The 16,572-nt window shown below is 20.8% G+C and carries 16 protein-coding genes; 14 read left to right on the top strand and 2 right to left on the bottom strand.

All coding sequences use genetic code 4. The features are described 5' to 3' along the window. Positions 1-15: 15 nt before the first annotated feature. The 14 genes from AAHM76_RS04445 to AAHM76_RS04380 all read left to right on the top strand — a co-directional run bounded on the left by AAHM76_RS04445 (position 16) and on the right by AAHM76_RS04380 (position 10,442). Positions 16-333, top strand: coding sequence for a phage head-tail connector protein (locus AAHM76_RS04445; RefSeq protein WP_126821068.1), 318 nt, complete (start codon positions 16-18; stop codon positions 331-333). Further along, a complete protein-coding gene (locus tag AAHM76_RS04440; RefSeq protein WP_342255485.1) occupies positions 303-629 on the top strand; it encodes a phage head closure protein in 327 nt (108 codons plus the stop codon). The genes AAHM76_RS04445 and AAHM76_RS04440 overlap by 31 nt, the downstream gene beginning before the upstream one ends. A 4-nt stretch (positions 630-633) precedes the next feature. Next, complete coding sequence (locus AAHM76_RS04435; RefSeq protein ID WP_342255484.1) at positions 634-1,032, top strand: HK97 gp10 family phage protein; 399 nt, start codon at positions 634-636, stop codon at positions 1,030-1,032. A gap of 6 nt (positions 1,033-1,038) precedes the next feature. After that, entirely contained in the window at positions 1,039-1,401 is a 363-nt protein-coding gene (locus AAHM76_RS04430; RefSeq protein ID WP_342255483.1) for a hypothetical protein, read from the top strand. Between the two features lie 18 nt (positions 1,402-1,419). Further along, positions 1,420-2,295 carry a major tail protein gene (locus tag AAHM76_RS04425; RefSeq protein WP_342255482.1) on the top strand — a complete coding sequence of 292 codons (876 nt, stop codon included), beginning with the start codon at positions 1,420-1,422 and terminating at the stop codon, positions 2,293-2,295. Positions 2,296-2,325: 30 nt separating this feature from the next. Then, positions 2,326-2,643 carry a hypothetical protein gene (locus AAHM76_RS04420; protein ID WP_342255481.1) on the top strand — a complete coding sequence of 106 codons (318 nt, stop codon included), beginning with the start codon at positions 2,326-2,328 and terminating at the stop codon, positions 2,641-2,643. A gap of 212 nt (positions 2,644-2,855) precedes the next feature. Beyond that, the gene (locus AAHM76_RS04415; RefSeq protein ID WP_342255480.1) at positions 2,856-4,763 is read left to right on the top strand and encodes a hypothetical protein; all 1,908 of its coding nucleotides are present in this window, start codon (positions 2,856-2,858) and stop codon (positions 4,761-4,763) included. Positions 4,764-4,769: 6 nt separating this feature from the next. Further along, positions 4,770-5,669, top strand: coding sequence for a phage distal tail protein domain-containing protein (locus AAHM76_RS04410; RefSeq protein ID WP_342255479.1), 900 nt, complete (start codon positions 4,770-4,772; stop codon positions 5,667-5,669). Further along, entirely contained in the window at positions 5,647-7,164 is a 1,518-nt protein-coding gene (locus AAHM76_RS04405) for a hypothetical protein (RefSeq protein WP_342255478.1), read from the top strand. The genes AAHM76_RS04410 and AAHM76_RS04405 overlap by 23 nt, the downstream gene beginning before the upstream one ends. A 92-nt stretch (positions 7,165-7,256) precedes the next feature. After that, complete coding sequence (locus AAHM76_RS04400) at positions 7,257-7,772, top strand: hypothetical protein (RefSeq protein ID WP_342255477.1); 516 nt, start codon at positions 7,257-7,259, stop codon at positions 7,770-7,772. Positions 7,773-8,276: 504 nt separating this feature from the next. Further along, positions 8,277-8,897, top strand: a complete 621-nt coding sequence (locus tag AAHM76_RS04395; protein ID WP_342255476.1) for a hypothetical protein — start codon at positions 8,277-8,279, stop codon at positions 8,895-8,897. Then, a complete protein-coding gene (locus tag AAHM76_RS04390; protein ID WP_342255475.1) occupies positions 8,897-9,262 on the top strand; it encodes a hypothetical protein in 366 nt (121 codons plus the stop codon). The genes AAHM76_RS04395 and AAHM76_RS04390 overlap by 1 nt, the downstream gene beginning before the upstream one ends. After that, on the top strand, positions 9,252-9,449 hold the full coding sequence (locus AAHM76_RS04385; protein WP_342255474.1) for a hypothetical protein: 198 nt from the start codon (positions 9,252-9,254) through the stop codon (positions 9,447-9,449). The genes AAHM76_RS04390 and AAHM76_RS04385 overlap by 11 nt, the downstream gene beginning before the upstream one ends. Positions 9,450-9,461: 12 nt before the next feature. Continuing rightward, a complete protein-coding gene (locus AAHM76_RS04380; RefSeq protein ID WP_342255473.1) occupies positions 9,462-10,442 on the top strand; it encodes a hypothetical protein in 981 nt (326 codons plus the stop codon). 329 nt (positions 10,443-10,771) lie between these two features. Here AAHM76_RS04380 and AAHM76_RS04375 read toward each other — a convergent pair whose 3' ends face one another. Then, positions 10,772-11,104, bottom strand: coding sequence for a lipoprotein (locus tag AAHM76_RS04375; RefSeq protein ID WP_342255472.1), 333 nt, complete (start codon positions 11,102-11,104; stop codon positions 10,772-10,774). A gap of 4 nt (positions 11,105-11,108) precedes the next feature. Then, positions 11,109-16,559, bottom strand: a complete 5,451-nt coding sequence (locus AAHM76_RS04370; protein ID WP_342255471.1) for an ankyrin repeat domain-containing protein — start codon at positions 16,557-16,559, stop codon at positions 11,109-11,111. Positions 16,560-16,572: the final 13 nt, after the last annotated feature.

The raw sequence follows: 16,572 nt of genomic DNA, 5'->3' as shown, positions 1-16,572 counted from the left end.
AGGAGATAAATTATTATGCCAGTAGAAACAACAACAGAATTTTTAAATTATATTAAATTATTGTTGAGATTAGAAGAAAATGATAAAAGTTTTGATAAAGAACTTAAAACATTAATTTTATCTGCAAAAGAAATTTTATTAACTGCTGGCATTCCTATAATTGTTATTAATTCTGATAAGGATGAACAAATAAAAGATATCATAGGTATTTATTGTAAACATAATTTTGGTCGAGAAATTAATGAATTACCAGATTTATTTTATTGGCATATTAGACAATTAAAATTTAAAAATTGAGCAAAATGAATAAAAGAAAATTTAATGACAAAATAATATTAATTTTTAAGCAAACTATTAAAGATGAAATTAATCGCCCAATTTTAAAAGAAAAATACCGAAAAAATATTTTTGGAGAAATATTATCTACACATATTAATGATTATTTTATTGCTAACCAAGAAACATTAAAAATGGAACATAAAATTATTGTTTATAAACACAATTTTAATAACGAAAATTATGTTGAAATAAATTTATTTGGAACTAATAAAGAATTTTTTATTAAAAGAATATATGATCCTAAAAATGATTACTTAGAATTATTTTTAACAGATAATATTGGAGAATAAAAAAATGAAGAAAAAATTTAATTCTTTAAAAGATATAACATCAGAAATGGTTTCATCTATTCAACAATATACATTTGATATTCAAAATAAAATAAAAAATGAAGTTATTAATACTGGAAATAAAATTTTAGCAGAAATAAAAGAAAAAGTTCCAATTAGCAAAAACAATAAAAATCATTTACGAAATTATTTTATTTTAGAAATTAAAGAAAATGAAGATGAAATAATTGCTTACATAAGAGCAAAGAAAAAATATCAAATAGTTCACTTAATTGAATTTGGTGTAAGACATTATTGGTCTAGAACACAAATTATAGCACGCCCGTTTATGCGACCCGCATATAACAACAATATTAATGAGTTTATAGAAAATATAAAAAATATTATTAAAAATGGGGTTTAAAATTAAATGAATTGCTCAATACAAAAAAATTTAAAATTAATAAACGGGTTAATTTCTAAAAATTATTTAAAAATACCTATTTTTTATAATTTTGGTAAAATAGATGATAATAATTTATCAAATTACATTACATACTATGATATTACTGATCAAAGTATTTTATACGCAGATAATATTTCATATGTGAAAAAACAAGTAATTCAAATATCAATTTTTACACAAGAAAGAAATTTTTTATTAGAAGAAGAATTAGAACAAATATTAGAAAATAATAAAATCATTTTCAAAAAAATACAAAATTATTATTTAAATAGTGAAAAAATTTATATAACAATATATGAAGTTTATTTAATTAATACAAGAAATTAATTAAAAGGAGAAAAAAATATGAACAAAGATAATTTAATTGAGTTTGGACTTTCAAATGTTCATTATGCAATTATTAAAACAATAGATAATAAAATCAGTTATGAAACACCAAAAGCAATTAAAGGTGCTACCAGTTTAGCGTTAAATATTGCTGAAAATACAACTACTATTTATGCTGATAATATTCCCTATTATATTGCTCATTCTAATCAAGGTTATACTGGAACATTAACTATTATTAAACCAAGTGATACATTTTTAGAAGAAATTTTTGGATTAATAAAAGATAAAAATAATATTAGATTTGAAAAATCAAATATTCAACCAAAAGAAATGGCATTGGGTTTTGAAATTGATGGTGACACTGAAAAACGAAGAATATGACTTTATCGAGTTAATTTAAAAAGGTCTAATGAAACACACAATACAAAAAATGAAAATGTTGAAGCAGATACTTATTCATTTGAATTTAATGCCCTGCCCAGAGCAGAAGATAATATTATTAAAAGTTATATTAGTGAAAATACTAATAAAAATATTTTTAATAGTTGATTTAATGAAGTATATAAAGAAAATAGTGAAATACATTCTGAAATAATTAAAATCAATATTAGTAAAATTAATAAAATAGAGAAACCAATCATTCATGTTACAAACGCAGCAAGTACAACACCAGAAGAATTAAAATCACAATTTAAAGATGTTGTTTTAAAAGCAGTAAAAACAGTAAATAGTTCTTTAACTGAAAGTGATTTTGATTACTTTATTGAAAGTAAAGGTGAAGACTGACCAATTAATATTACAAATGATAAAACAGTTGCAGTTCAAATTGAAGGTAAAAACAACGCTACTGGTCAAACAAATACGATTGATGTTAAAATTAAAAATTCTTAAAAAATATTTAAGAATTTAAAGGAGTTAAATATGAACAAAAAAATTAAAATTGGGAATGTTGATATAAATATTAATACAAGTGCTTATTTTTTAGTAATTTATGAACAATTAACTGGTAGTGATTTAATTACTGATTTTGAAAAAATGAAGAATGAAAAATTTTCATATAAACAATTATTAGATATGTTGTTTTCTTTTGCATATAATTATGATAATAATTTAGATTATAAAGAATTTTTCCAAAGTATCCCATTATCAGAAATTATGAATGAAGCATTTGTAACAAAATTAAATAATTTAATAGCAGAGGTATTTATTTCAAATAATAATATTAATGAAAAAAAGTAGTTAATCAAAATTTAAATAAAAATTGAACTAATACTTTTATTTGTTTAATTAAAGAATGCGGTTATTTAGTTAGTGATTTAAAATTATTTACCTTAAAACAATTTTTAAATATTATAGCTTTACATTCAGAAAGATATCAAGATGTTAATAATTTTTCTAAAAACCCAACACAAGAAAAAATAAATAAAATATTTTTTGGAGGTTAAAATTTAATGGCAGAACAAATCAAAGGAATGCATCTTGAAATTAGTACAAATTTATCAAATATAAATACAGAAGTCAAAAAATTAGCCGATACTGTTAATCTTTCAAATCGAAAACTTGCTAATCTTGATGCTAATTTAAAATTTAAAAATGGTAAAGAAATTGATATTTTAAGAAATAAAATTGTTGAATATAACAAAAATATTGAAAATATAACAAAACAAAAACAACAATTAATTAATAAAGTAAATGAATTACAAAAAAATCAAAAAGAATATTTAAATCAAATTAAAAAAACTGAAATAGCACTTAAAAATGCAACAGATGAAAAACAAATTAAAAAATTAAATGTTGAATTGTCTCAATTAGAAAAGAAATTTAATGCAATACCAAGGGAAATTGAATTTACAAATTTAACTATTGATAGAATTGATCGTAATATAATTAAGTTTAATAGCGACTTAAAAGAAACTAACAAACAACTATCTAAAATAAGTGGCGATAAATTTATTAAATTTGGAAACAAATTATCAGATATAGGTAAAAAATTAAGTGCTTATATTACAATACCGTTAATTGGTATTAAGACTATTTTAGGAAAAATAACAAAAGATACGATTTTATTTGGTGAAGAATTAAATAAAACAGCACAAAAAATTAATATTTCAACTGATAATTTACAAAAATTTAGATTTATTGCTAAAAAGATTGGTTTAGAAACTGAAAATATTGAAATTTTATTTCAAAAACTAAATAAAACAACCTATGAATTGTCACAAGGCATTATTAATGAAAGTACTGATGCATTTCAACAATTAGGAATTAATATTAAAAATACTAGTGGGGAATTAAAAAATACTGAAACTATTTTTTTAGAAACAAAAAATGCACTATCTAAAATAACAAATGAAACAGAAAAAAATAACTTTATTTTTAAAATTTTTGGTTATGAATTAGGTAGTAAAATTACTCCGTTATTATTAAAAAGTAATGAGGAAATAAAAAATTTAACTAATAATTTTGAAAATTTAACATTAATTTCAAATGAAAATATTAAAAAATCGACAGAATTAAGTAATAAATGAAGTGAATTAACACAAAAACTATCAATAATAAAAATGGAATTAGCAATAGGTTTATTCCCTATTTTTGAAAAGTTTGTTAATTTTATTGATAGTAATTTAATACCTTCAATTAAAAAAATAACTGATATTTTTAATTCATTAAGTGTTAACCAAAAAGAATTAATATTTAAAATTTTAGGTATATTAACAGTTATGGCACCAACTGTATTAATATTTGGAAAATTAGTATCTATTGGAGGTTTATTAATAAATACTATTAATTTATTAAAAACAGCCCTTTTGGGGTTATCATCTTCAATGGGTGCAATCGGAATGGGAATAAGTATTATTGGTGCTTTATTAGTACCTTTATTAGTCCAAAATGAAGAATTTAAAGAATTATTAAAAGAATTAGGGAATATTTGTAAACAATTATTAATTCCAGTTATTGAATTACTTAAAAATTTATTTCAAGCATTAATGCCAATTTTAAAACCAATTTTTACATTATTTAATGGATTAGCATCTATTTTTGCTAAGATTGGAAAAGCAATTATAAATTTTTTAATACCTCCATTTAATTTTTTAATTAAAATTTTAAATAGTATTATATGACTAATAAATAAAGTATTAACAGGGCTAAAATATTTAACATTTGGATTAGTAAATATTCAAATCCCATCATTACCAGAAATTCAAAAACCAGCATTACAACAATCAACTCTTAATACAAAAAATATAAACAATAGTAATACATTTAATAATAATTTTAATATTTCAAATAATATGGATATTGAAGAAACAACAAATCAAATTCTTAGACAAATAGGAAATAAAATAAATAGGAGTTAACATTTTATGATAGTTAGAACATTTAAAATAAAAACAAGTAATAATGAAATTATTGACTTACAAAATACTAGTGATATATTAACCTTTTCTTTTAATAATCTTGGCATTGGTTTTAATAATTCTTTTTTAAATGTTAAAAATAACTTTATTTTAGAATCAAATAAAAAAATATTAAATGAATTATCCTTAAAATTATTATTTATAAACCCTAACGCATATCAAAAATATCGTGATTTTATTGAAAAAATAAAATATGAACTTGCTAACTCTGAATCATTAAAATTAATTTATGGTGTTACATATAATAATAACTATAATGAATATTATTGTGATGTATATATTAAAAATATCGGTAAAAATGAATTAAACCAATTCAATAATTTAGAAATTGATTTTATTTTAGAACAAGTTTCTAATTGAAAAAAAGAAATTCAAATTGAGTGAGAATTAATTATTGATACAAGTGGCGGAAAAAAATATAATTATAAATTTGGAGCATTTAAATACACAAGTATTTATGATCAAACAAAGAAAATAAAAAATAATAGTGATTTACCAGCAAAAGGCGAAATAATCATAAATGGTGCATCAATAAATCCACATATAAAACTTCTTAAAGATAATAAAGAAATTAGCGAATGTAAAATTTATGAAACAATTAAGGAAAATGAAGCAATTATTATTAATACAACTATCGAAAATCAAAAAATTATAAAAGTTATTAAAGATAAAAACAATAAAATTAAACAAGAAATTAATATTTACGAAAAACAAGATTTTAATTTAAATACATTCTTTACAATACCAATAGGAGAATATAAAATTAAATACTTTAATGATTTACCAAAATCAAAATTAGCAGGGAGTTTAGAAATAAAATACTATGAAGAATATTTATCAGTCTAATTATCTTAATATTAATATTTTTTCACAAATTAATTTAAACTTTAAAGATAATAGTATTGTCGAAAAGTATAATATTTATGAAGATATTTATGTTTTACAAATTTCAGAATTTACATTAAATAAAAATAATATAAATGCCGTTATTGGTGATTATGTTTATATAACTAATGATATTAATCAAAAAATATATTTAGGAATAATAACAAATATCGAAAATATTGAAGAAAATAAATCTTGCATAGTTAGTTGTAAACCAATAATTGGTATTTTTGATTTTAAAATATTAGTTAAAAATAGTATAAATGAACTTGCTTGGAACAGCTTAAATACAATTTTTTATAATTATTTTAATCAGGATAGTTTTTTAAAAAAATTTTGAAAAAATAACTTAATATGAACTAATAAATCAAATAATAGTAAATATACATTTATACAAGATAATCAATCAGAAATAAGTTTTTTTGATTTTTATAAAATTATTTATAACCAAACAAGAAATTATTTATCTTTTGAATTAGATATTAAAAATAAAAAAATTAATATAACTTTTAATTCACCAAATAACGAAAAATATTATTTAAAAGATAACATTAATAATATTTATAATTTGAAAATAGATGACTTTTATAAACAAGCAATTAATAAATTAGATATTTATGATGAAAATAATAACTTTAAAGAAAGTTGGTATTTACTTAAAAATAATGAAATTATTAATAATAAAAAATTAGAAAATTTAAATAAAATTTGAAATATTTGAAATAGTAAAATTTCTGCAGAAACAATAGAACTTACAGTTGAAGGAAAAAATATAACATTAGATTTAATTAAAAATGCCCCAATTGGTACTAAAATTACAAAAATAAATGATGAAGAATTTTATTTTATAAAAATAGAAAATAAAGAAAAGCCTATAGAAAATTGACTTTTTTCCATATATGGTCATTGGGATGAAGAAAAAGTTTTTCAATTTATATATAATGCTGGTGTGTTGGGAAAAATAATAATAATTTCTTACCAAAACAATGAAAATAATTTAAATGAAATAGCAAAATATAGCATTTTTAATTGAAATGAATTTTTAGAATTAAAGAAATTTATAACAGAATCACAAACAGAATTAAAAAATTTAGAGGATGTTAAAAAATATATTGAAAATATTAAAAATAAAAAAGATATTAAAAATAGAATTTTACCAATTATAAATAAAACTGCTAAATTGGATAAAAAAATTAATATATTTGATTATGCTAAACAAGAATTACAACAAAGCAAATATTCACATTCAATAGAATTTGATATTAATAAAAATACAAATATTTTAGATTTAAACAAAATAAAATTAGGCGATAAATTTATTCTATATTTTAATAACAAAGAATATGAAACAATATTATCCGCAATTCAATTTAAAAATAACAAAAATACCATTCATTTGGTGTTCGGAAAGGCACGACTTAATTTTGATGATATGTTAAAAACAAAAAATATTTAATTTTAATTAATTACAGTATCATTTTTAAATTTCTTATTATTTTATAAGTAATGCAATAAGTCTATTATATAATTAATTTGAGGTAATAATTAATGGAAATATGTTATGATATTAAAAAAATATTAAAATTAAGTTATGAAGAATATTGAAATTATTTAATTAAAAAATATGGTAAGGTTAATGGTGATTATTTTTTAACTACAGAAATGAAAAGTATTAATAATAAAATCAAAAAAGGAAATGCTGGTTTGTGTATTCATCATATTGATGAAGATAAGGCAATTATGTTGTCAACGCCAGAATTTGCAAGAAAAAGCCCATTTAATTATCAAAAATCAGATCGTTTAGTTTATTGCAATTTATTAGAACATTTAATTTTACATACAAAAATTTATTTTTTAAATCAAAATGAATTTCCTTCTCGTTTTGTTTTAAATTATATTTCGCAATTAATTAATATTTATAATGGAAAACAATATAGAAAAAAATATTACAAAAAAATAGCAGAAATTGTTTTACCAGAAAAAGAAAACTTTATTGAATATTTAAAATATTTTATTAATAAATCAAAATGTTTAAATTATAAAATTATTTTAGATTTACTATAATTTTTATAAAAAATACGGTAATTAATTAACCAAAGTGAATTTAATTATAATTTATAATAAGATATTGGTAGTAAGAAAAAAGTTTAGGTTTTGGTATAAAAATTATTTTTTATTTTAGAGATATCTTTAAAATACCGATAAATCAACCTTTAAAAAGTTATCTAATTATTTTTATTTATATTTTTATAAAACCTAAGCTTTTGTAATACTATCGATATTGAAACACAAAATTATGGACATGTTCAAAATTAGAAATTATTATTTAATATTTTCTTTATTTTTAAATTAAATCTAAAATATTATTGTGTATAAGAATCATTAAAACATAAAGTAATTGTTTTTTATTATAAAACTATAATTATTATTCAATATTTTTCGCTATCATAAGAATATTTAATTTAATAATATTAAATATATTTTATAGACATTGTTGATTGTCTTTTTTATTTGACATTATATTTTAATGACGGTATGATGACACACGACCAAATGAGGTGAATAAAATTGGCAGTCGTAGGAAAAACATTTAATAATCATAATATCGAAGCAGTAGATGACGCAAACATACAAAATTATTTTTTATCAAATAATGTAGAAAATAAAGTTGGAATTATTAAAAATAATGAAAAAGTATTTTATACGCAAAATAATAATAAAATAACTTTTAATCAAAACTATATTTTAATTTATGGCAGACTATTAGAAATTGAAGAAAATACAGAAATAGAATTAATTCAACCCAGCAATCCAAATGAAACTTATTACGGATATGTAATAATAAAAGTTAATTTAGGACAATCTGACCTAGTTAATTTAGAAATTAAATACAATAACGACTCAAGCCCAAATTTACAAAATGACAATCTAATTAATAAAGAAAATGGCATTTATGAAATAGCATTAATCAGTTATCAAGCAACATCAAATAATATTACAAATATTAAAGAAATAATAAATTACATTGAAACAGACCAGTTAATTAAAAATATTAAAAAAATTGAAGATATTAAAGAAAAATACGAAAAAATAAACAATGAAATTACTAATAATGATCAAAAAGCAAGAGATGTTGAATTGAGAATAAATAATAAAATTATTAATATTAAAAGGAGATTTAATATTTAATGGAACAAGTCCTTGAAATTATTGCAATTATATTATCATTATTAACTGGTGGAGGAACTGGAACTATTGCGGTGTTATTAAATAAGAAAAATAAAAATATTAAAGAACAAAGTGCTAATTTACAAAAAGAAAATGAAAATATTAAAAGTGAATTAAAAACAATCAACAAAGAAATAGCAAATATACAAAATATAAACAATATTTATATTAAAGAATTTAACGAATTAAAAAGCGAAATTCAATTATCAATTTTGCGAATTGAAACAAAACTAGATATTATGACTGTTAATTTTAACAACAAATTATCAAACAACAATGAAATAAATATCAAACATAAACAAGGAGATAAGAAAAATGAAAAATAAAAAAATTAAACTATTCTTTTTAAGAATACTATACTGAACTATTCACGGATTAACGCTAGGAATCCCCGCATTACTAGCACAATTCAATAAATTACTAATTAAATTAAAAGATAAAATTAAAAAAGAATGTGATCAATTAGATGATGAAAAAATAGAAACAATAATCAAAAATGATGATGAAAAATAGAGGAATAAATAAATGGGAATTAGAAAAATAACATTTGATAACGGCGATATTGTTTTAGCAAAAGACCAAGCAATATTATACGATTTATTATTAAAACAACAAACAAAAACAATTTTACCTAATGGCGAAACTATATACCAAAATTCAACTGGTTTTTTAATTCAAAATGAAAGTGAAAAATTAAAATATACATATAAAATAACAGATGATACTGTTGAATTTACTTTTAATCCGCAATTATATTTAAGTGTTTGTGGCCGTATTATTAAATTAGAAAAAGATACAAAATATCTTTTTGAATGAAATGATATAGAAAATAATGAAACCTATTATGTTGTAATTAAAGTAGATTTAAATAAAGAAGCAAAAATAGTAAATGGCAAATTAAAAGAATTTGGTAATCCTGTTGAAATTAAATTAATTAATAAAAAAGAAAAATTAACACAATATAATTTAATCCAAAAACCAAATGATGGTATTTACGAATTCCCATTAATAAATTTTATAAAGAAATATAATCCAGATAATAGTTGAGAAATTAAAACCAAAGATGAAAGCACATATTTATTACCACTTTTAATGGAATCAACTCGCATCCTATCAAAACCACTAACAATTACCCAAAAAATCCAAGAAGAAAAAGAACTATTACAAGAAAAACAAAACCAACTAAAAAATATTAAAAATTATTTAACAAATTTAGAATATAGAAAAACACAAGAATTAAATGAACTTGAAACATATATTCAAAACAGCAGAGTTTATATTTGAGAGCATTTAAAATTAGTATCAAACATTTTGGGAGAAGGAAATACTGAAAAATGATACTTTGGTATTTTTAAAAAAAATAATAAATGAAATATTATTAAATGAAAAGGTAATCAAGAATTTTTTTCATATTATTATGATAAAGTTTATCGTTGAGAAGGCGAAGGCGAACCAGATAATAATATAATTAAAATCAATGAACAAACAGGTGAAATTATAAAATAGATATACACTATTTAAAAATATTGTTAAATAAATATAATTTTGTGTTTTTAAATATTATTTATTTTATTTTATAAATTATAAATTCAAATTTAACAATTTATTTAGTTGAAAAATTAATATTTTTATTTTTGAGTACTGTTCAGAATTATATATGTAAAAAATTATAAAAAAAGAAAAAAAAATCAAATAAACTTTGATTTAAAATTAAATATTATAAACCCCCAAACGCTACCTGTATAATACAATTTACATTTCTTTATAAAATCAAAAAATAGTTAATTAAAAAATTTAATTAACTATTTCATTAATGGTTTAAATTTAAACAAAAACTAATTTCATTTTATAATTTCACCTGTTTGTTCATTGATTTTAATTATATTATTATCTGGTTCGCCTTCGCCTTCTCAACGATAAACTTTATCATAATAATATGAAAAAAATTCTTGATTACCTTTTCATTTAATAATATTTCATTTATTATTTTTTTTAAAAATACCAAAGTATCATTTTTCAGTATTTCCTTCTCCCAAAATGTTTGATACTAATTTTAAATTATTTCCTTCTGGTGGTTTTTCTGCTTCATTATTAACACAAGCAATTAAATTACTACTTCCACTAGTAATTAAACTAATTATTCCTAAAATACTTAATATTTTTTTCATTTTTCTATTCCTCCTCAATTATAAAATAACTGCCAATTGTATTTGTAACAATTTTCCAGCCGTGATTAGAATTAGATGAAAAATGATTATTTATTTCTTGAAAATGATTATAAAGAATATTTATTAAAGTATTAATATCTTCATCAATAATTGATCCGCCTCAACCACTATGATCTTCTTTATAAAAATTATTAATTTCTGATTTTATTTTATTTTTAAATTCTTGATAATTATTTGAATTTTCTTGATAAATTTGTTTAATTTTATTTCATTCATTGATATTAATATCTAATTTTAGTTGATCATGAGCTAAAAATTTATAGTATTTTTCAATTTCATTATATTGATTATGCGATTCATGTTTAACTATTGTATGATCAGAATTAATTCATCAAAGAATAGCAGTTCCTGCAATTACTAATCCCCCAATTACTAATGATAAACCTAAAGTTTCGGGAGCTAATGCTGCGGCAGTACCAGCTTCTGCTCCAATAATTGCCCCTTCAGTTGCAACAACTGTGGCTCCTTCTGTAACTGATAAAGTTTCAGCCGCTGTTAAACCTTCTGCTACAGTACTTTCTGATAAAAGTGGAGTCATTTCTACTGCTTCCCCTGTTTCTGATGAAACAACAGTACGAGTGGTTGATAAAATATTTTTGATATAATTAGCAGTAGTTGATAAACCTTTTATTGGTGATATTCCGGTCATTTTTGAAATCCCTAAAATTCCAGCACCAGAAATTCCGGTAGAAGTAAGCCCCAAACCAGCATCTCTTAATTTATCTTTAAAAACTTTTTTATCATCTTCAGATAAGTTTTGATAATGTTGATTGATTTCATTTAATTTTTGTTGTTTTTCTTCTTTTGAAAGAGAGTTATATTTATTTATTGCATTTTTAACTGTTGTTTGTGAATTTACAATATTTGTACTTATTTGTTTATTTACAAGTACACTTGCTGTGCCGCCACCAACAGATTGATTTGAAATTACTGTTGCGATTTTTTCTTGTGAATTTATAATGCTCTCTTTAATTGTGTGTTCTTGATTACTTGATATATTTTCTAGATTATTTTGTGTGGCAATTATAAAACTAATTATTACACAACCACTATAAATATTTTCGTCATTGGAAACAATAAGTGCGGTTGTTGATCTAATATCTGTAACATTAATTTTATCAATATTTAAATTAGGATTTAATTCTCTAGCACGATTTAAAATCGTCTGTTCTTGGTTATCTGATATTTTACCTAATTTATTTTCTGTAACAGCATCCGTTAAGTCTTGTTGTGTTTTGTTGTTGTTATTTATAGATTCAATTTCACTATTTGTTGATGATATTTGATGTGGGATATCAAAATTATAATGATTTCCGTTAACATGAAATATATTTATGGTATTACTTGAATTTTGATTAATTGGTTGATAAGGACTGTCATTATTTACACTAATATTAGAATTTAAAATATTACTCATTGCTATTATTTCTGGAGTACCACCCCATGTTGATGATTCTCTCATTCTTTCTAAATAATTGCTTGCAACTTCATTATTTTCTTGAATAAGATTTCTAAATGTTAATTGGCCAGTATGAGTTGTAACTGTATCTAAATTTTCTTCGATATAATCAACAACGCGATTACGAAATACATTTGTTACTAAATTATTTGCTATTTTATCTTGATATCATAATTGAGTATTGCTATTATTTTCTAAATTATCTTGCTTTAATAATTTTTGAATAAATTGCAAATATTTTAAATTTTCTTCACCAAATAACTGGATAAATCGGTTTTCAAATTCTTGATTATCATTATTATTTCTTACTGGCAATAAATACGCTGTCGCCACAGATCAAAATAAACAACTATTATCTGATGGTACATCATATAAATTATTTTGATTTGTTGTTTTAGTATTTTTGTTTTGTGTGCCACTAGTTCCGGCTTGTTCACCAACTCTCACTCTTTTACTGCTGCTGCCTTGTGGTTGACTTCTGCCAGCATTTGTATTACTGTTATTAGATTTTTTTGAAGCTACTGAACTTCCTTTCGTGCGTTCTCCTTGTTTTTTATATTCATCTTCTGTAATTATTTTTTTTGTATCATTTATATTACTTGGTTTTTTACCAAGTGTAAATGTAACTTTTACTGTATCATCAGTATATATTTTATCAATTGATTCAATACTTGCTGCAGTATCAGTAATACTATTTTCTTGTATTTTAACTTGACTAATATCTACCTGTAGGTTTAATTCTGCTATGCGATTTAAAATAGTTTCATTTTGATTATCTGTTATTTCACCTAACTCAGTTTTTGTAATAACATTTGATAATTCAATTTTTAACAATTGTTTTAATTTAACTAGATATTCTTTTAAACTGTTATTAATTTTTGTTTTTTGTTCATTAATTTTTGTCTTTTTTAATTGTTCATTTAATAATTCTATTTTATTTTTTAAATTCTGAAAATCTTTTAAAAGGTTTTCAATTTTTATATATTTCATATATTTTGAATAAAGTAAGGGGGTTAAACCCTCTACACCTTTATTAACATCAGCGCCATTTGTAAGTAATAATTTAACTATTTCAATGTTTTCTGTGTTTATTGCATAGTATAAAGGAGTTAAACCATTTTCATCTTGAAGATTAACATCAGCACCATTATCAATCAATAATTGAATCATTTCTTTTTTTTCACCTATTGCATAATTTAAAGGAATTAAACTATCTACACCCTTATTAACATCAGCACCATTATTAATCAATAACTTTACCATTTCTTTTTTGTTTTTTATAATTGCATAATGTAAAATAGTTGCACCGGTTGATGTTATTTTAATATTAACATCAGCACCATTATTAATTAAAAATTGAACCATTTCTTTATTATTTTCATCTATTGCAAAATGTAAAGGAGTTAAACCATTTTTATCTCGAAGATTAACATCAGCACCATTATTAATTAAAAATTGAACCATTTCTTTTTTGTCTAAAATTATTGCATAGTATAATGGGGTTAAACCATTCTTATTTATATTTTTAACATCAGCACCATTATCAATTAATAATTTAACTATTTCAATGTTGTCTGTACTTATTGCATAGTATATAGGAGTTGTGCCATTTTCATCTTGAAGATTAACATCAGCACCATTATCAATCAATAATTTTGTTATTTCTAAATTATTTATATTTTTTAAATTTAAACTTGCTCAATGTAAACATCCTATATTTAGATAACTTTTGTTATTAATATTGTTTTTAATTTTTTTTGATTTTAAAAGCACTTTAATCATTTCTTTTTTGTTTTTTATAATTGCATAATGTAACGGTGAAATAAAAGAATTATTACAATCTAAAAAATTAGGGTCAGCACCATTATCAATTAATAATTTAATTATTTCAATGTTTTCTGTCTCTATTGCAAAATGTAAAGGAGTTAAATCATTTTTATCTCGAAGATTAACATCAGCACCATTATCAATCAATAATTTAATTATTTCAATGTTTTCTGTCTCTATTGCAAAATATAAAGGATTTAAAATATTTTTATCTTGAATATTAACATCAGTAACAGCATCGATATTAATCAGTAATTTAGTTAAATCAAGATTGCGTTGTAAAATTGTTACGTGTAAAAGTTTAAAATAACCAAATTCTATTTCTTTTCATTTTTTTAATGGAAATAATTTATCTAATCTTTTTTTTCAAGTAATATTATCTTTTTTTATACTAAGCAAAAAAATAATAGTTTGTTTATTATCTAAATCGTATTTATTTATTTTTTGAATTAAATTAGTTTCTTGTGCAATTTTTAAAATTTCATTTCATTTTTCTGCATTATTATCATCTAATATTTTTGTTATAAATTCGTTTATTTCATATTTTGAATCATTAATAAAATTAAGAATTTTTTTAAATTCATTTAATTCATTTCAAATTTCTATTCTAAATTTATTGAATTGTTCTGAATATTTTTTTCAATCACCCCGTAATTGAGAGGTATAATCATTTCAATTTATTGTTTGATTTTTATTAAATATTTTTTCTTGAATATTTTTTAATATATTTTGACTATCAATTATAATTTTTTTTAATTCATCGGTATTTTTAATTTCTGCAAAAATTTTTAAAGTTTTTTCATCACATTGAAATCTCATGGCTTCACTTGTAATAAAAATCAGTCTTACTAAATCATTTTTAATGTTTTCATTTTGTTTATTATTATAATTTTCTAAATTTGCAATTGCATTATTTAAAGTATCTTTCGAAATAATAATATCTTTTCCCCTAGTTGGCTTGTCTTTTTCTTTTATTACAACATCTAATCCATCTTCTGAATATGCTCCTGTATAATTTAAATTAATCTTTTGACAATTATAATTTTCTGTTACTTTTGTATTTAGCGTTTTAGTTTTTATTTCCTCGGTTTTTAAACCTTCACCTTGTAAATTTTTAATTTTATTATCTAAATATTTTTTATCATTATTGTAATTTATTGAAGGAATAGGTATAAATATTTCTTTTTTTAATTTTTCTATTTTTTTATTTGTTTCATTAATTTGTTCTTTTAATTTTGCTTTTCTTGCTTCAATTAATTCTTTATTTAATTTATTCAAATATTTTGATTTATTAATTTGTTCTTTGATTAACTCGTTAATATTTTTAATATTTTTTTCAAGTTTTTTTATTTCTTCTGGATTTTTTTCAAGTTTTACTTGCTCTTTTAATTTATCTAATTCTTTTAATTTATTAAGTTTTTCCTTAATTTCTCATTCTAAGTTTTCTTTTTCGGTTTTATCTCTGCTTTTTTCTTTTATTAATTTATTAAGTTTTTCTAAATCAGTTTTTATTTTTTCTAGTTCAGTAATTTCATTTTGATTATGTTCTTTTACTTTTTCTAAAAGTTCGTCATCAAAATAAAAATATTTATCTTTGTTAATAAATCCCAATAAATAAAAATTATTTAAATTAATTACTAATTTTATATCTTTATTATCACTATTTTTTAATGTTAATATTAATATTTTGTCTTTGTTATTTTGTTGTTTTTTAATTCAATTAATTCAATTAGCCATTTTTGGCTCTAGTTCTTCTAATTTAGAAATAATTGTTTTATTATCAAGCTCTTTACTTATAAGTCCACCCATATTTATACTTCTTAATGGATCAATATAGTTTTCATCAATAAGTTCTTGTAACATTTTTTGAATATTATCAGAATAATTTTCATTTAAAGTAATTTCTTTTTCAATAATGTCAACTTTACTATCTGAATTTGCTAAAAATTGAGATTGTTGCTCATCTTGTGCTTTTGGAGTAGTTGATATATTTTCATTATTTTGTCTTTTTTTAATAATGTGTTTTCGATTGGGTGCTGTTGCAATAACTGATGGTATTGCATTTCCAGTTATCATAATTATTCCTAATAATCCTAAAAGTTTTTTCATATCATTTATTTCC

It is taken from the genome of Spiroplasma endosymbiont of Poecilobothrus nobilitatus (genome assembly GCF_964030655.1).
Taxonomy (GTDB): Bacteria; Bacillota_I; Bacilli_A; order Mycoplasmatales; family Mycoplasmataceae; genus Spiroplasma.
This window is presented reverse-complemented; position numbering and strand designations above follow the sequence as displayed.